We start from the raw sequence: 16,854 nt of genomic DNA, 5'->3' as shown, positions 1-16,854 counted from the left end.
GGGGGATTTAACAAAATAATAGGTTAACGCAGCGGGGGATGACTATCTTTGAGAATAATTCATGCTATTCTCTTAAATAATATAATCATTACCCAGAGATAATTGCCAACGGCAATTATATGGATAGATATTTAATGCACGCACTCCACATTCCGTCTTTCCGGTTGTTTCAGGAAGGCCATCCACTGCGTAACGCCAGCGCTATTTTTGCTTTAACGACACTGTTCTACTTTATTGGTGCGGAACTGCGTCTGGTGCATGAACTTTCTCTGTTCTGGCCGCTAAACGGCGTGATCGCCGGGGTTTTTGCCCGCTATGTCTGGCTTAATAAACTGCATTATTATGCCGTCAGCTACGTTGCGATGTTGGGTTATGATGCGATCACCACCGAATGGGGTTGGGTGTCGCTTGTCATTAATCTCTCCAACATGGTGTTTATCGTGGTTGTCGCCCAACTGGTGATCCGCGATAAACGACTGGGGAAAAATAAATATGAGCCCATCAGTGCCTTACGTTTATTTAATTACTGTCTGGTAGCGGCGCTGCTCTGCGCAATATTGGGGGCGATGGGGTCCGTTGGCATCGACCGACTTTCATTCTGGCCGCTGGTTGCTGACTGGTTTAGCGAACAATTTTCGACAGGGGTGCTGATTGTGCCCTGTATGCTGACGCTGGGTATTCCCGGTGCGGTCAAACGCTTTAAGCCTGAACAACTGATGCCGGTGGCGGCGTTAATTATCTCGGTACTGGCGTCGGTCATTATTGGCGGTGCCGGAAGCCTGGCTTTTCCGCTGCCGGCGCTGATCTGGTGTGCGGTACGTTATACGCCGCAGGTCACCTGTCTGCTGACCTTTCTTACCGGTGCCGTTGAAATCGTGCTGGTGGCAAATTCGATTATCAATATCGCGGTGGAGTCGCCATTGTCTACGCCGCAGATGTTCTCTGCACGACTGGGAATTGCCACGATGGCGATTTGTCCCATTATGGTTTCAGTCAGCGTAGCGGCGATTAATTCCTTGATGAAGCAGGTTTCCCTGCGCGCCGATTTCGATTTTCTCACCCAGGTCTATTCCCGTTCCGGACTCTATGAAGCGCTGAAGCGGCAGGAATATCCGCGCTCACAGCATATTACCGTCATGCTGCTGGATATCGACTATTTCAAGAGCATCAATGACAACTTCGGCCATGAATGTGGCGATCTGGTGCTGAGCGTGTTTGCGCAGCGTATTCAGCAGATTGTCGGTGACCGGGGACTGGTGGCGCGTATGGGAGGGGAAGAGTTTGTCGTCGTGGTACCTTCGACGCACCCTGAAGAGGGAATGCTTCTGGCGGAAAACATCCGTAAAGCGGTGGCGCAGCAACCCTTCACCTGGAACCAGCAGAACATCTATATGACGGTGAGCATTGGCCTGGGGAACGGCAGTATCGGCCCCCATTTGCTGACGGACGTATTTAACAAATTGATGGTTGAAGCGGATGAGTGCCTCTACCGTTCGAAGAACGAAGGCCGAAATCGTACCAGCGACCGCCGGTCCGGCAGTGCAGTCTTTACCGAAAGCGATCTGGCATAACAATATCCTATGTTATTCCCCGTTGTGTTATCACAATGTTAAGTGCATGGTGTTGTCTCAATTTAAGGAGACAACATGCCCCCATCAAAACCCTGTTATGTGCTGGACGTAGGAGCCATCGAGGCAAGAATTGATGAGCTCTGTGACGTCCTGATCGACTGCGTGACGCGCGGCGCATCGGTCAGTTTTGTTTTACCGTTTGAACCGTCAAAAGCGCGTGCGTTCTGGCATGGCGTCGCGCAAAGCGTGAGTAGAGGAGAGCGCGTCGTTCTTGCGGTCGACAACGCTTCTGGCGTAATTGTCGGTACGGTTCAACTCATTGTCCAGCAACCGGAAAATCAACCTCATCGCGCGGACGTCGCGAAACTTCTCGTTCACTCCAGCGCCCGTCGTCAGGGACTTGCCCGCCAGCTCATGATGGCGCTGGAAGCGAGCGCAGCACAACAGCACAAAACACAGCTGGTGCTGGATACGGCAACGGGAAGCGATGCTGAGTTGTTCTACCACTCTTGTGGCTGGCTCAAAGCGGGTGAGATCCCGAACTATGCGCTGATGCCTGATGGAAAGCTGACCGGCACCACGATTTTCTATAAATCTCTATAAATAGTCGTCATGAATTGATCAAAACAGGGTTTTACTCTCGTAAAGTTTTGCTAACCTGTTCTACCAATTTAATCAGGTTGTATGACTAATCGAAAGGGAACCCATTGTGAAAACACTTAACCGTCGCGATTTTCCCGGTGCTCACTATCCTGAACGCATTATTCAGTTTGGTGAAGGTAACTTCCTTCGCGCCTTTGTTGACTGGCAAGTAGATCTCCTGAATGAACATACCGATCTGAATTCTGGTGTGGTCATTGTTCGACCTATTGAAAGCACATTCCCACCGTCACTCAGTACACAGGATGGCCTCTACACCACAATCATTCGTGGTCTGAATGAACAGGGAGAAGCCGTCAGCGATGCCCGCCTGATTCGTTCAGTGAATCGTGAAATCAGCGTTTACGGTGATTACGATGCGTTCCTGAAACTGGCGCACAATCCTGAGATGCGTTTTGTGTTCTCTAACACCACGGAAGCGGGCATCAGCTATCACGCTGGCGATAAATTTGATGATGCGCCGGCGGTAAGTTATCCGGCGAAACTGACGCGTCTGCTGTTCGAACGCTACAGCCATTTCAACGGCGCGCAGGATAAAGGCTGGATTATCATCCCTTGCGAACTGATTGATTATAATGGTGATGCGCTGCGTGAACTGGTGCTGCGCTATGCGCAGGAGTGGGCGCTGCCTGCGGCATTTATTACCTGGCTGGATCGGGCAAACGTCTTCTGTTCTACGCTGGTGGACCGTATCGTCACCGGTTACCCGCGCGATGAAGCGGCGCAGCTGGAAGCTGACCTTGGCTATCACGATGGTTTCCTCGATACCGCCGAACACTTCTATCTGTTTGTCATTCAGGGGCCGAAATCACTGGCCGCAGAACTGCGTCTCGACAAATATCCGCTTAACGTTTTGATTGTCGACGATATCAAACCGTATAAAGAGCGCAAAGTCGCCATCCTCAACGGTGCACACACCGCGCTGGTGCCGGTGGCATTCCAGGCCGGACTGGATACGGTCGGCGAGGCGATGAATGACGCAGAGATCTGCGCCTTTGTTGAAAAAGCGATTTATGACGAGATCATCCCGGTTCTCGATCTGCCGCGTGATGAACTGGAATCATTTGCCAGCGCGGTAACCGGACGTTTCCGCAACCCGTACATCAAGCATCAGTTGCTGTCGATTGCGCTAAACGGGATGACCAAATTCCGTACCCGTATTCTCCCGCAGTTACTGGCAGGGCAGAAGGCGAACGGCAAACTGCCGGCTCGTCTGACATTCGCCTTAGCCGCGCTGATTGCGTTTTATCGCGGTGAGCGTAACGGGGAATCTTATCCGGTTCAGGATGATGCGCACTGGCTAACCCGTTTCCAACAGCTCTGGAGCCAGCATGGCGATCGCCAGATCGGTACTCAGCAACTGGTGAGTAACGTTCTGGCAGTAGAAGCGCACTGGGAGCAAGACCTGACGAAGGTGGCGGGGCTGGTTGAGCAGGTGACGGCCGATCTCGATGCCATTCTGACGAAGGGAATGCGCGAAGCGGTGAAACCGCTGTGCTAATACAGGACCCGGCTAAGGCCGGGTTTCTTAGCAGAACTATGTAGTTACAACATACAATGTAGTTAACTAATTATCCCGTCTGTAAGTCCTGCGCTGAAAAGAGCCCGTCCAGCATTAAGCCAGTGACAATGTCACTTTTAACTCGCTTGAATGTTTGATCCAGATCACGTTTAATGGTCAGATTCGTCTCTTTCCAGAACACCGTCATGATCGTTCGTCCACAACAGCACTGGTTACGCCTGATATTCGTCTGGCATGGTTCCGTGTTAGCAAAAATCTCTTCTCGTTTACTGCTCAATTTCCTGCTGTCTATTGCCGTGATCGTCCTGCTGCCGTGGTACACGATGCTGGGCATCAAATTTACTCTCGCACCGTTTAGCATACTCGGCGTGGCGATCGCTATCTTTTTGGGCTTTCGCAATAACGCCTGTTACTCCCGTTATGTCGAGGCGCGTCAACTCTGGGGGCAACTGATGATCGCTTCCCGTTCGTTGCTGCGGGAGGTCAAAACGGTTTTACCGGATGACCGCGAGGTAGGGCAGTTTGTCCGCCTACAAATCGCCTTTGCTCACTGCCTGCGCATGACGCTGCGGCGCAAACCACAGGCTGGGCCGATAGCGAAGTATCTTAGCGCGGAAGATCTGCAGCGCGTGTTTGCTGCTCACTCTCCGGCAAACCGAATTTTGCTGATGATGGGGGAATGGCTGGCGACGCGTCGACGCGACGGACAGCTATCGGATATCTTATTTCATAGTCTGAACAATCGGTTAAACGACATGTCCGCCGTGCTTGCCGGATGCGAAAGAATTGCCAATACGCCCGTGCCGTTTGCCTATACGCTGATCCTCCATCGTACGGTTTATCTGTTTTGCATCATGCTGCCTTTTGCCCTGGTGGTTGACCTGCACTACATGACTCCCTTTATTTCGGTACTCATCTCCTACACTTTTATTTCTCTGGACGCGCTGGCAGAAGAGCTGGAGGATCCATTCGGCACCGAAAATAATGATTTGCCCCTTGATGCCATTTGCAACGCTATCGAAATTGACCTCTTGCAGATGAATGATGAATCGGCCATTCCGCCGAAACGGATGCCGGACAAACACTACCAGTTGACGTAAAGAGTGACAGACCGAAACAGGAAGCAAAACTGGCCGCCAGGAAAGCGGTCAGTACACTGAGAGACTGAGATCAGGACTGGCGACGCGCAACCATAAACAGGCGGGGAAATGCCAGCAGTATCTGGCCATCTTCCTGCAGCGGGTATTGCTCCTGTAGCAGTTGATGATAGCGATTCAGAAATTGTTGCTGTTCGTGTGCATTCAGATCCTGCAGCCAGGGGCGCAATCCCGTCGCGCTGACCCAGTCAATGATCGCCTGATGCGAACGCATTTTGTGATAATAGGTCGTGCGCCAGATGTCCACGTCGCATCCAGCCTCGCTCAGAATGTCGTAATACGCGTGAACGCCGGGCAGGGCGTCGCGACCACGATTTGGATAATCCTGTTCATAAGCCACCTCCCGCATCAGCACATGCGAAGGCTCAAGCATGTTATCCGGCATTTGAACGGCCAGAATGCCATTATCTTTAAGCAGGGCGACCAGCCGGGGAAATAACTCATAATGATCGGGGATCCACTGCAGTGAGGCATTTGCGTAAATGACATCGGGCGGCGTAACGGGCTGAAACTGACGAATGTCTGCTTCAACGAAATGACAATTAGGCAAGGCATTTCGCGCCTCATCCAGCATCGCCGGGGAGGTATCCACGCCGGTAATACTCGCGCCAGGCCAGCGCTGTTGCAGTAACGCCGTACTGTTACCGGGCCCGCAACCCAAATCCACCACAGAAGAGACATGCTCAAGTTGAATTCTGGCCAGCAGCTCAGCGGCGGGTCTTGAGCGTTCTGCACCGTACTGCATATATAGCGCCGGATTCCAGTCGGACATCATCAATTCTCCTGTGATGGGTTAGCTAAGCGGGCACACCGTATGAACTATACTAGTTTAGTATTGCCCGCCATCGGTAAGGAAATTCCTTATGAATAAACCAGATATCAGAGGTGGTATAGACATCGCGATGAAGGTGCCATCACATCAGTATCAACAGACGATTGATTTTTATCGGAACATTATTGAGCTGCCTGAAATTACCGATAAGCCGCCAGCGGTCGGATTCGAACTCGGACCGAACAAACTCTGGATTGATGAAGCGCCGGGACTCAGTCAGGCTGAACTCTGGCTGGAATTATTCACGCCCCATTTCAGTGCCGCAGAAGAATACGCCGAACAATGCGGCGTCGTACGCTGTGATGCAGTAGAGCCGTTACCCGACGGCTTCAACGGCGGCTGGATCATGAATCCGTGCAACATCGTCCATATGCTAAGAGAGCCAGAAGCCTGGTGAGTCAGCCGTACAGGACGTACCACTACGGGAACTGATTCGGCGGCATTGCGGCGGTATGGGCCAGAGACCGTAGCAAATGTATATCTAAACGCTATACATTGAAGAAGGGAGAGTAGATGTCATGCGATGAGCAGAGGTTGAAAGACAGTTAAAACGACCCGGCAATCATCAACCGGGTCATCATTATTTACGGATTTACGGATTTACGGTCTTGAGGCCGTACCGTCAGGCGTACGCGCCATTGTCCAGGACGGGATCCCTCCCTCGCACGGATATTTTGCTGCTTTGGCTTCATCGATATCGATACCCAGCCCCGGCTTATCGTTCAGGTACGCATAACCCTGGTCTATCTCCGGGCAGCCAGGGAAGACATCGCGCAGCGCGTCGTTCATTGGCGTGTACTCCTGAATGCCAAAGTTCGGCGAGCTCAAATCAAGATGCATATTAGCGCTGACCCCGACCGGGGAGATGTCTCCTGGCCCGTGCCATGCAGTACGTACGCCGTTCAGTTCGCTGTAGACGGCGAGTTTCTTCGCTGGCGTAATCCCGCCGATGGTGCTCACGTGGCAGCGAATATAGTCGATCAGTTTGTTATCGATGAGCGGCTTCCACTCATTCACATTCACAAACAGCTCACCCATAGAAATCGGTGTTGAAGACTGCTGGCGCAGCATTTTAAGCCAGTCGATATTTTCCGGTGCGACCGGATCTTCAAGATAAAATAGCTGATACTGTTCGAGCGTTTTTGCCAGATTAACCGCGGTCACCGGCGTCACGCGCTCATGCACATCATGGATAAATTCGATACCAAAGCCGAGTTTGTTACGCAAATGCTCGAACAGGCGCGGAACGCTTTTTGCGTAGGCGTCCGGATCAAAATAGATACCGGCCGTTTTACTACGCGGTGAACGCTTCGGCTGAATGTTCTTCGCACGCGCCAGTTGTGTGGCGATCAGTTTGAGGTCGTCGGTCCCTGCGCCGCCGTACATGCCCATCTGACAGCGAACATACTGGTAGCCTTCTTCCATTCTGGCGCGGATGTTATCTTCCACTTCGACTTCATCGCCACCATCGGTGTGGCAGTACAGGGGGATCCCATCGCGACATTTGCCACCCAGCAGGTCGTAAACCGGCATGCCCGCCAGTTTACCCTTGATATCCCACAGCGCCATGTCCACACCGGACAACGCATTGTTCATGACAGGTCCATTGCGCCAGTAACCGCTCACCGCACCCGACTGCCAGATATCTTCAATACGCGTCGGATCTTTACCCATCAGAAAAGGGGCCATGTACTCATCGATCGCACTTTTTACCGCGAAGATACGTTGGGTAAATGTTGCGCATCCCAGACCATACAGTCCCGGCTCGTTGGTCTCAATCTTAACGACCGCCAGGTCAATTCCGCCGGGCGCCGTTAGAATCGTTTTTACATTGGTAATTTTGGCACTGTTGCAAAGTTAGCGATGAGGCAGCCTTTTGTCTTATTCAAAGGCCTTACATTTCAAAAACTCTGCTTACCAGGCGCATTTCGCCCAGGGGATCACCATAATAAAATGCTGAGGCCTGGCCTTTGCGTAGTGCACGCATCACCTCAATACCTTTGATGGTGGCGTAAGCCGTCTTCATGGATTTAAATCCCAGCGTGGCGTTGATTATCCGTTTCAGTTTGCCATGATCGCATTCAATCACGTTGTTCCGGTACTTAATCTGTCGGTGTTCAACGTCAGACGGGCACCGGCCTTCGCGTTTGAGCAGAGCAAGCGCGCGACCATAGGCGGGCGCTTTATCCGTGTTGATGAATCGTGGGATCTGCCACTTCTTCACGTTGTTGAGGATTTTACCCAGAAACCGGTATGCAGCTTTGCTGTTACGACGGGAGGAGAGATAAAAATCGACAGTGCGGCCCCGGCTGTCGACGGCCCGGTACAGATACGCCCAGCGGCCATTGACCTTCACGTAGGTTTCATCCATGTGCCACGGGCAAAGATCGGAAGGGTTACGCCAGTACCAGCGCAGCCGTTTTTCCATTTCAGGCGCATAACGCTGAACCCAGCGGTAAATCGTGGAGTGATCGACATTCACTCCGCGTTCAGCCAGCATCTCCTGCAGCTCACGGTAACTGATGCCGTATTTGCAGTACCAGCGTACGGCCCACAGAATGATGTCACGCTGAAAATGCCGGCCTTTGAATGGGTTCATGTGCAGCTCCATCAGCAAAAGGGGATGATAAGTTTATCACCACCGACTATTTGCAACAGTGCCATGCAATGATGCCCAGCACAGCCTTGCGTTTTTGGCGGCGATGGCTACAACGGCACGCCAGTATCCTCTGCGATCGACCAGTGAACAGACCCAACGACTGAATAAATCAGTCCTTTTCTCGGCACCAATCAGAACCGAACGAGCCCCCTGAACCAGTAGCGTTCGCAGATACGAATCGCCAGCTTTAGTTATCCTGCCAAGCTTTGATTTCCCACCACTGCTGTACTGCGATGGCGTTAGTCCCAGCCAGGCTGCCAGTTGTCGCCCATTTTTAAAATCGTGTGCATTACCGATACTGGCGACCAGCGCACAGGCCGTTGTGGGACCAATCCCTTTCAGTTCCATCAATCGCTGGCTGCGGTGATCTGTTTTTGCCATGCGGGACAAAATCCGGTCATATTCAGTAATATTATCTTCAATACGATCAATGTGTTCCAGCAGGTCATTAACACATTGTTGAACCTGAAGTGGCAAAGAACTCTTCTGCTCAGAAACCATGTGACGCAGGGCATCTGTACTTTGTGGGGCGATGACACCGAATTCCGATATCAAACCTCTCAATCGGTTATATGTTGCTGTTTTCTCTTCGATAAAACCCTGTCTGATACGGTGTAGGCATTGCATCGCCTGCTGGCTCTCATCCTTCACTGGTACAAACCGCATATGCGGGCGACGAACTGCTTCACAGATAGCCTGAGCATCAGCTGCATCATTTTTGCCTGATTTACCGGCCATGCGGTAAGGAGATACAAATTTAGCAGCCATCAGCCGTGGTTCATGACCATATTGCCGAAACAACCTTGCCCAGTAGTGAGCCCCGGAGCATGCCTCCATCCCGATAACACAGGGAGGTAAACTGGCAATCAGCTCAGGAAGGGCAGCACGCGATACTTTGGGTTTAACCAGAACAGTTTTACCGTGTTGGTCAACGCAGTGAACAGCGAACACATTTTTAGCAAGATCGATACCGACAGTCGTGATGGTCATAACGAATCCCTCCGGGGCTATGTTTACCCCATGATTGCACAAGAGTTAATCAGGCGCATATCCAGGGGAAGTCCCTTCCATTCGTTAAGGGGCACTGTTGCAAATAGTCGGTGGTGATAAACTTATCATCCCCTTTTGCTGATGGAGCTGCACATGAACCCATTCAAAGGCCGGCATTTTCAGCGTGACATCATTCTGTGGGCCGTACGCTGGTACTGCAAATACGGCATCAGTTACCGTGAGCTGCAGGAGATGCTGGCTGAACGCGGAGTGAATGTCGATCACTCCACGATTTACCGCTGGGTTCAGCGTTATGCGCCTGAAATGGAAAAACGGCTGCGCTGGTACTGGCGTAACCCTTCCGATCTTTGCCCGTGGCACATGGATGAAACCTACGTGAAGGTCAATGGCCGCTGGGCGTATCTGTACCGGGCCGTCGACAGCCGGGGCCGCACTGTCGATTTTTATCTCTCCTCCCGTCGTAACAGCAAAGCTGCATACCGGTTTCTGGGTAAAACCCTCAACAACGTGAAGAAGTGGCAGATCCCGCGATTCATCAACACGGATAAAGCGCCCGCCTATGGTCGCGCGCTTGCTCTGCTCAAACGCGAAGGCCGGTGCCCGTCTGACGTTGAACACCGACAGATTAAGTACCGGAACAACGTGATTGAATGCGATCATGGCAAACTGAAACGGATAATCGGCGCCACGCTGGGATTTAAATCCATGAAGACGGCTTACGCCACCATCAAAGGTATTGAGGTGATGCGTGCACTACGCAAAGGCCAGGCCTCAGCATTTTATTATGGTGATCCCCTGGGCGAAATGCGCCTGGTAAGCAGAGTTTTTGAAATGTAAGGCCTTTGAATAAGACAAAAGGCTGCCTCATCGCTAACTTTGCAACAGTGCCAAAGCCATGTATTCCAGAATGTGATGCAGTCCCTGAAAGTTGACTGGCTGACGCATACACCGGCAGGTAAGGATGGCACCCGGACAACGGCACGGTCCAAAGGTAAAGTAGAGCGTCCTTTCAGGACCGTTAAAGAGGCACATGAAACCCTGTACCATTTCCATAAACCGGAGACGGAGCTGCAGGCCAACGAATGGCTCTGGAACTATCTGAGTCGTTACAATGCGCAGCAACACCGCAGCGAGAAACACTCGCGCCTGGAGGACTGGCTGGCAAATATCCCCCGGGACGGCGTGAGAGATATGTGCAGCTGGGAACAATACGGTCGGTTCGCCCGGGAGCCGGAATCCCGCAAGGTGGGTGTTGATGCGCGGGTAACGATAGACGGCACCGCATGGGAAGTTGAACCGGATATGGCGGGGGAAATCGTCATTCTGCTGTGGGGGTTGTTTGACGAAGAGATGTATGTGGAGTTTACCGGTGAAACATGGGGGCCTTATTATCCGGTATCGGGGCCTGTGCCACTACACCGTTATCGGACGTTCAGGCGTGGCAAAGCGGCTGAACGGGCCGATCGTATTCATGCTCTGGCCAGACAGCTGAACATCCCCATCAGCGCGTTGTCCGGAAGCGATCTCCGCGTGGTCAGTGATGACACCCAGCAGCGCATTGATGAATTGCCACATCAGCCCTTTGATGCCCGAAAATTTGAATACCACTTTCCCACCGTTATTGCGGCAAAACTGGCTATTGCCGACGATCTGGCCATTCCGCTGGCCAGAATGCCGGATGAAGACCGGGCGTTTATCGACAGTATTCTGGCTGAGACGCTAAACCGTAATGAAGTACTCGCCCGCATCAGAGACTATTTTCGTAACAGACAACCAGGAGAAGACCATGCGGGTTGAAGTGATGGAGCATTATGGGCTGACGCAGTCTATTGAACAGGCCAGGTATTATGAAACTGCTCACCATAAGCAGTTGATGAAAGACATTAAAGGGGCGATACGCGAAGGGCGTCTGATAGCCGTCTGTGGTGTGGTCGGAAGTGGCAAAACAGTCACTCTGCGACGCCTGCAGCAGCAACTGATGGATGAAAACAAAATCATTGTCGCCCGTTCCCTGTCGGTCGACAAACAGAGTGTCCGGCTCGCCACGCTGATTAACGCCCTGTTTTACGACCTGGCGCAGGATAAGCAGGTGCAGATCCCCAAGCAGGGTGAACGTCGCGAGCGGGAACTGCAGGAGCTGGTCAAAAAAGGTAAACGCCCGGTGGCGCTGTTTGTTGATGAGGCGCATGACCTGAACGGTAATACACTGACGGGGCTCAAACGGTTGATGGAAGTGGTTGAAGACGGCGGAGGACGGCTATCTGTCGTTCTGGCAGGTCACCCTAAACTGCGTAATGACCTGCGTCGTCCGACGATGGAGGAAATCGGTTATCGTACCGATATTTTTACGCTGGACGGGATCACCGGCAGCCAGCGCGAATATATCCAGTGGTTGCTGAAAACCAGCACCGGCAAGGGTAAGCCGGAAGATATTCTGACGACCGAAGCAGTTGACCTGTTGGCGATGAAACTTCGTACACCGCTGCAGGTCCAGTTGCACCTGACGCTGGCGATGGAAGCAGGATACCAGACAGGTGAAAAGCCGATTACCGCCACGCTGGTTGAATCCGTACTGTCACGTCAACTGGATGACCTGGAACCGACACTCACGCGGCATGGTTACCGGCTGAAAGATATGGTGGAGCAGTTTGATGCAAAACCTGCTGAAATCAGGGCATTATTTAACAATCAGTTAGACCCTGCCCGCACAGCCGAGCTACGCGACAGAATGTTGGCGGTCGGCCTACCGATATGACGATGTCTATTTGCAGTTATTGTGAGCCCGGCGGACTGGATTGCGAGTCCGTCTGGCTGATTGCGAGCCCATTGTCACTTAATGTGAGTCGGGGGCGTTTTTCATTTGCAGTTAATGTGAGCCGAAATATGCGCTGATTGCGAGTCGGAGGGATTTCGATTGCGAGCCACTACACATAGGGATTATCAACGCGATGAGAATTTTACTGGTTGAAGATGATCTGATGATCGGCGACGTGGTGGCGAATTCGTTACGCGATGCGTCGTATGCGGTGGACTGGATGAAAAATGGCAATGATGCGCTGGCCAGTTGCTTCGCGCAGCATTATGACATTGTGCTCCTGGATCTTGGGCTGCCGGGACAGGACGGCTTTAGCGTCATGAACGCACTTCGCCGTCAGGGATCATCCGTACCGGTGGTGATTGTCACCGCGCGGGATGCCCTTACGGACAGACTTCACGGCCTCGACAGTGGAGCAGACGATTACCTAATTAAACCGTTCGAGTTCAGCGAACTGCTCGCGCGGATACGCGCTGTTTTGCGACGACATAACGGCAACAGTGATCGATTGCTGAGTAACGGTGTGCTCAGCCTGAACCCGGTCAGTCACGAAGTGTGTTTGTTGGCCAGCGGAGAGAACTTTTTACTTTCGAAGCGCGAGTATGCTCTTCTGGAAGCACTCATGCAGCGCCCCGGCGGTATTCTCTCTCGCAGCGATCTTGAAGACCGTATTTATGGCTGGGGGGATGAGATTGAAAGTAACGCTGTTGAGTATTTCATCCACGCTCTACGTAAAAAGCTCGGCCGGAATGCCATCAAAAATGTCAGGGGGGTCGGATGGCTGGTTTCCAAAAGCGAGTGAAAAACTCTCTGAAGCTACAGCTCTCGGTAGCCCTGAGCGTCGCCATTTTATTTACCGCAGTTATTTCCTGTGGTCTTACCTTCTATTTTGCACTCGACGAAGCCCATGAACTACAGGATGGCACCCTGACCCAAATCGCCAGTGTGATATATGACAACCCTGACTCGCAGACTCTTGTTAAGCAACTGGATGGTGATAATGATTCCCGAGTGGTGGTGGAATTCATATCGGAAAACGGTAATTCCCTGCAGGCCCGCGACCCCACTTTTCAGCTGGAAACGCCCATGCATGAAGGTTTTCAGAACGTAATTTCCGGCGGAGAATCGTATCGTGTATTGGTGCATCGACTTTCACCCACCCAATTGGTCGCCATTGGTCAGCAGCTTGACGTACGCGACGAAATCTCATTTGAAAGCGCACTGCGCACGTTGATCCCGCTCAGTCTGCTGTTGCCGATACTGTTGCTGGTTGCGACTGATCTGATCCGGAAAGCCTTTCGCCCCGTTTCACTCCTTGCCGATGAGGTGCATCAGCGAGATGAACGCAATTTGACGCCGTTCCCTGAAGATGCCATTCCTGATGAAATTCGTCCATTTGTGGGTGGTATCAATAAATTGTTGCACAAAGTTAACGATGCCATGCAGACACAGTCACGTTTTATCGCCGATGCGGCCCATGAGTTACGTACCCCGCTAACGGCATTGTCGCTACAGGCGGAGCGGCTGTCGGCGAGCGAAATGTCGCCCGAAGCGCAATTCCGGCTGAACAGCCTGCAACAAGGGTTAAGCCGAACCAAAAACTTGTTAGAACAGCTGCTTCTGCTTGCCCGCGAACAGCAAAATACGCGGCAAGGAAATAATCAGCCTCTGCTCATTACACAGTTATTCAGGGAGGTGATTGAATCCCTGCATCCACTTGCTCTGGAAAAAAGTATTGATATTGGCGTACTGGAAACTGCCAGTGCGAGTCAGCTGGTTTACACCGATAAATACACACTCACTATTATCGTGAAAAATCTGGTAGAAAACGCAATCCGCTATATACCGGAACACGGACAAATTGATCTCAGCGTGATGGTATCGCAGCACGAAGCGATCATTAAAGTTGAAGATAACGGTCCCGGTATTGCCGCAGAAGAAAGGATGCGCGTGTTCGATGCATTTTATCGCCCTGAAGGCGTGACCCAACCCGGCTCTGGGTTGGGCTTAGCGATAGTCAAAGCATGCGTCACGCGGCTGGGTGGGAAAGTTACTTTAGCCCCTGCCAGCCAGTTTACCTCAGGCGTACTGGTCAGCATTGTCCTGCCACTGCAATCTGCGCGATAAAATGTAGATGAAAATTGTACTCTTACTGGAGATACTTTGCGTTCTGCTGGTGTTTTGCCTGCATCCCGACCTCGGTAAGGATATTGCCTGTTATTTGCATAAGATGATTTTCTACTCTTGCCACAGGTTTACGAGTAGGTGATTTGGGAGGAAGCGTCTTAGCCTTTGAAGTTGGCGCGAAGGAGAGAATGGCACTCCGTGCAACGCATTAATTACCGCGGATATCCGCCATCACCTACTTGCGCCTGTGTGTACCATTTCATCAGCTCTGCAGTTCCCGGCTCGTTTTCGGCGGGGGCCCATGGGGCGGCATCTTGATCAGCAACAGGCTGGTACCTACCGTGTTTTACCTCAAAAATAACGCCGCCTTCATCCAGTGACAATACGGTATGCCAGGTGCCTGCATCCATCTCCAGCACTTTACAGTCCTCACCTAACACGACGCGCTGGGTCAGGTTACCCAGGTCATCAAAGTTCAATACCAAAAAGCGACCGGTAAGGGATGTCAGCAGTTCAAAAGTATGCGGGTGGCGATGAGGGCGAACATAAGTTCCCGGTTCCATAGCAATAGCCAGACGCTGCACCGGGTCGCTCAATTCAGGGTGGAAATTATGATGGGCACGTAAGCGGGGGGAATTTGCGGCTTGTGCGCTTTGCTTGCGTAGGTCGTTGAAAGTAAGTTGTTTCATATTATAAGCCTTATTGCATTCTTGCAGCTTACGGCAACCAGGTTGCCGTAAGGCTTTTTGTTATACTAACAATCGATTAGCCACGGCATTCGCGGAACAAATCGCGGTCAGGATTATAGACGCTGGTGCTTACGTCCCACAGCCCCAAAATCGATGAGAACAGGTTGTCGTGGGAATATGATTTTTTCGCCGCATTATTTTCAAGGCAAGACATGTTGATGTGTTTCCCGGCGATAAAGCCCGGTGACATCCAGACCTGCATCGGAATATGCGTCTGCTGATCCGGTGCCAGTTTGTACGGCGTGCCGTGCAGATATAGCCCGCTTTCGCCCAATGATTCACCATGATCGGACACATAAAGCAGCACGGTGTTGTACTGATCGCTGTAATTTTTTAGCTTTTCAATCATCTCAGCTAATACATAGTCTGTATAACGAAGGGTGTTGTCGTAGGTGTTGACCAATTGTTCCTGAGTACAGTTTTCGATATCGCTACGTGCACATTCGGGCATGAAGTGGCGATGCTCAGCCGGATAACGCAGGTAATAAGTCGGTCCATGGCTGCCAATGATATGGAAGGCGACAAGCTTATCACCTGGCATTTTGGCGATTTCATCATCAAGGTTTTCCAGCATCACCTCGTCATGGCACGTTTTGCCATCGCACAGTTTCGGGTTATCACTAGGCTTAATTTCGACAGTCGGGATGCGGCTACATACGCCTTTACAACCGCCATCGTTCTCTTTCCATAACAGCGAGACACCGGTTTTCTGCACGATGTCGAGGAAATTTTCACTGTTAGATGCTTTTTTACTGTCGTACTCGGTGCGATTCATATTCGAGAACATGCACGGAACGGATATTGCGGTAGCGGTACCGCAGGAATGCATATTTTTAAACGAAATAACGCCGCCGGATTTGCTGGTAAAGGCATTGGTATCACGCGAATAACCGTTCATCGAGAAATTCTGGCTGCGTGCCGTTTCGCCAATCACCAGGAACATCAGCGTGGGTTTTTCGTGAGCGACGACGCGTTTAGCATCATTCCCCAGCGTCTGGAAAGGCACTTTAGTCGTAAAGTACGTATCCTTAACATACTGGAAAGTGCTGTAAGCGTAGTTCGCCGGGATGATCTCTTTATTCAATGTCGAGTTATTGCGGCCGACAGAGGCATAATCCTGATAATAAAGTGCGGCAACACCTGCAATCAAACTCAACGATGCCAGCACGGAGAGCAAACGGTAAGCAATGCCTTTATACCATTTTTCAGGATATTGAATTTTTATTGAAAAAAGGAGGATGGCAGGAAGGATACCGGTAAAGACGAACCATATAATAATTGAGCCATTAAGATAGGAATGCGCTTCCTGGGGGTTAGTTTCAATAATGTTTTGAATCATCGTTTGATCAAACATTACTTTATATTTTAGTGTCGAATAACTGACCAGTGAGCCAGTGATAAACAGTAAAGCAAAGAAAGGTTTCAGCAGAAAACGAACTGAGAAAGGCATAAAAACAACGTTAAGCGCCGCAACCAGAACAAAGGGAATAGAAATGACAAAACCAATTTTGACATGCTCTAAATGCGACAAAATCTCGTAAAAATGCAGCAATATTGGCCAGTTAAGTAAAAACGCAAAGATCATTGCCAGAAGTAAAACCAGCGGAATAACTTTCACCCTGAAAAGTACAGGCATTAACACCTCCGGAAAATAGTAAACCAGTAAAAACATTGATGATAATTACAACAATTCAATCTAATATTATGATTGCCTTATTCGCTGCAAAGCAGAGATTATCATTCTGAAATCT

At 51.2% G+C, this 16,854-nt stretch carries 16 protein-coding genes and 1 pseudogene; 10 read left to right on the top strand and 7 right to left on the bottom strand.

Features of this window, described 5'->3' with window-relative positions; all coding sequences use genetic code 11:
• Positions 1 to 134: 134 nt before the first annotated feature.
• The 4 genes from GBC03_17630 to GBC03_17615 all read left to right on the top strand — a co-directional run bounded on the left by GBC03_17630 (position 135) and on the right by GBC03_17615 (position 4,853).
• The gene (locus tag GBC03_17630) at positions 135 to 1,571 is read left to right on the top strand and encodes a diguanylate cyclase (GenBank protein QFS71893.1); all 1,437 of its coding nucleotides are present in this window, start codon (positions 135 to 137) and stop codon (positions 1,569 to 1,571) included.
• 75 nt (positions 1,572 to 1,646) lie between these two features.
• On the top strand, positions 1,647 to 2,174 hold the full coding sequence (locus GBC03_17625; protein ID QFS71892.1) for a GNAT family N-acetyltransferase: 528 nt from the start codon (positions 1,647 to 1,649) through the stop codon (positions 2,172 to 2,174).
• 106 nt (positions 2,175 to 2,280) lie between these two features.
• On the top strand, positions 2,281 to 3,732 hold the full coding sequence (locus tag GBC03_17620; protein QFS71891.1) for a tagaturonate reductase: 1,452 nt from the start codon (positions 2,281 to 2,283) through the stop codon (positions 3,730 to 3,732).
• 173 nt (positions 3,733 to 3,905) lie between these two features.
• Positions 3,906 to 4,853 (top strand): hypothetical protein, encoded by a 948-nt coding sequence (locus tag GBC03_17615; GenBank protein ID QFS71890.1) that lies wholly within the window; start codon positions 3,906 to 3,908, stop codon positions 4,851 to 4,853.
• Positions 4,854 to 4,923: 70 nt separating this feature from the next.
• On the opposite strand, the gene GBC03_17610 is transcribed toward GBC03_17615, so the two are convergent.
• A complete protein-coding gene (locus GBC03_17610; protein ID QFS74050.1) occupies positions 4,924 to 5,682 on the bottom strand; it encodes a trans-aconitate 2-methyltransferase in 759 nt (252 codons plus the stop codon).
• A 91-nt stretch (positions 5,683 to 5,773) separates the two neighbouring features.
• Between GBC03_17610 and GBC03_17605 the strand changes: the two genes are divergently transcribed.
• The gene (locus GBC03_17605; protein QFS71889.1) at positions 5,774 to 6,139 is read left to right on the top strand and encodes a hypothetical protein; all 366 of its coding nucleotides are present in this window, start codon (positions 5,774 to 5,776) and stop codon (positions 6,137 to 6,139) included.
• 203 nt (positions 6,140 to 6,342) lie between these two features.
• Here GBC03_17605 and GBC03_17600 read toward each other — a convergent pair whose 3' ends face one another.
• Genes GBC03_17600 through GBC03_17590 form a run of 3 tightly spaced genes read right to left on the bottom strand, consistent with a single transcriptional unit; the run spans position 6,343 to position 9,391 of the window.
• A complete protein-coding gene (locus tag GBC03_17600; protein QFS71888.1) occupies positions 6,343 to 7,581 on the bottom strand; it encodes a starvation-sensing protein RspA in 1,239 nt (412 codons plus the stop codon).
• 55 nt (positions 7,582 to 7,636) lie between these two features.
• Positions 7,637 to 8,341 carry an IS6-like element IS26 family transposase gene (locus GBC03_17595; protein QFS71887.1) on the bottom strand — a complete coding sequence of 235 codons (705 nt, stop codon included), beginning with the start codon at positions 8,339 to 8,341 and terminating at the stop codon, positions 7,637 to 7,639.
• A 36-nt stretch (positions 8,342 to 8,377) separates the two neighbouring features.
• Positions 8,378 to 9,391 (bottom strand): IS110 family transposase, encoded by a 1,014-nt coding sequence (locus GBC03_17590; protein ID QFS71886.1) that lies wholly within the window; start codon positions 9,389 to 9,391, stop codon positions 8,378 to 8,380.
• Positions 9,392 to 9,544: 153 nt separating this feature from the next.
• Between GBC03_17590 and GBC03_17585 the strand changes: the two genes are divergently transcribed.
• A complete protein-coding gene (locus tag GBC03_17585) occupies positions 9,545 to 10,249 on the top strand; it encodes an IS6-like element IS26 family transposase (GenBank protein QFS71885.1) in 705 nt (234 codons plus the stop codon).
• On the opposite strand, the gene GBC03_17580 is transcribed toward GBC03_17585, so the two are convergent.
• The gene (locus GBC03_17580) at positions 10,195 to 10,380 is read right to left on the bottom strand and encodes a hypothetical protein (protein QFS71884.1); all 186 of its coding nucleotides are present in this window, start codon (positions 10,378 to 10,380) and stop codon (positions 10,195 to 10,197) included. The genes GBC03_17585 and GBC03_17580 overlap by 55 nt on opposite strands.
• Between GBC03_17580 and GBC03_17575 the strand changes: the two are divergent.
• The 4 genes and pseudogenes from GBC03_17575 to GBC03_17560 all read left to right on the top strand — a co-directional run bounded on the left by GBC03_17575 (position 10,301) and on the right by GBC03_17560 (position 14,354).
• A pseudogene (locus GBC03_17575) lies at positions 10,301 to 11,209 on the top strand (IS481 family transposase). The gene GBC03_17580 and the pseudogene GBC03_17575 sit on opposite strands and share 80 nt — an antisense overlap.
• The gene (locus GBC03_17570) at positions 11,142 to 12,167 is read left to right on the top strand and encodes an AAA family ATPase (protein ID QFS71883.1); all 1,026 of its coding nucleotides are present in this window, start codon (positions 11,142 to 11,144) and stop codon (positions 12,165 to 12,167) included. The pseudogene GBC03_17575 and the gene GBC03_17570 overlap by 68 nt, the downstream one beginning before the upstream one ends.
• Before the next feature lie 193 nt (positions 12,168 to 12,360).
• Positions 12,361 to 13,029: a response regulator gene (locus tag GBC03_17565; GenBank protein ID QFS71882.1), complete on the top strand. Its 669-nt coding sequence runs from the start codon at positions 12,361 to 12,363 to the stop codon at positions 13,027 to 13,029.
• Entirely contained in the window at positions 13,005 to 14,354 is a 1,350-nt protein-coding gene (locus GBC03_17560; GenBank protein ID QFS71881.1) for a sensor histidine kinase, read from the top strand. Before GBC03_17565 ends, GBC03_17560 begins: the two co-directional genes overlap by 25 nt.
• A gap of 212 nt (positions 14,355 to 14,566) precedes the next feature.
• Here GBC03_17560 and GBC03_17555 read toward each other — a convergent pair whose 3' ends face one another.
• Both GBC03_17555 and GBC03_17550 read right to left on the bottom strand, forming a co-directional pair.
• A complete protein-coding gene (locus tag GBC03_17555) occupies positions 14,567 to 15,043 on the bottom strand; it encodes a cupin fold metalloprotein, WbuC family (GenBank protein ID QFS71880.1) in 477 nt (158 codons plus the stop codon).
• Positions 15,044 to 15,119: 76 nt separating this feature from the next.
• Positions 15,120 to 16,739: a phosphoethanolamine--lipid A transferase MCR-9.1 gene (locus tag GBC03_17550; GenBank protein QFS74049.1), complete on the bottom strand. Its 1,620-nt coding sequence runs from the start codon at positions 16,737 to 16,739 to the stop codon at positions 15,120 to 15,122.
• Positions 16,740 to 16,854: the final 115 nt, after the last annotated feature.

The organism is Citrobacter telavivensis (assembly GCA_009363175.1).
GTDB classification, from domain to species: Bacteria; Pseudomonadota; Gammaproteobacteria; order Enterobacterales; family Enterobacteriaceae; genus Citrobacter_A; species Citrobacter_A telavivensis.
Note: the sequence above shows the minus strand (reverse complement) of the source record. Positions and strands in the feature narration are given on the sequence as shown.